General features: G+C 78.3%; 1 protein-coding gene. It reads left to right on the top strand.

Annotation, left to right across the window (positions count from 1 at the left end; translation table 11 throughout):
* Positions 1-207 (top strand): hypothetical protein (locus D471_RS40305; protein WP_040690210.1); only part of this gene is annotated, 207 nt, incomplete at both ends.

The raw sequence follows: 207 nt of genomic DNA, 5'->3' as shown, positions 1-207 counted from the left end.
CCTCGCGGCGCGCGGCCCCGGAGCCCGCCGCCGACGAGAGCGGTTTCCTCGCCGACGTCCCGGCCGACACCGCGGCGCTGGCCGCGCCCGGAGCCCAGGCCGACGCGCCCTCCGAGCCCGGCCACGACGAGGACCGGGCCGACGGCTACGCGGACTACGACGCCTACGCGGACTACGACGGGTACGACGACCACGACGACTCCGTCG

It is taken from the genome of Nocardiopsis lucentensis DSM 44048 (assembly GCF_000341125.1).
Classification (GTDB): Bacteria; Actinomycetota; Actinomycetes; order Streptosporangiales; family Streptosporangiaceae; genus Nocardiopsis; species Nocardiopsis lucentensis.
This window is presented reverse-complemented; position numbering and strand designations above follow the sequence as displayed.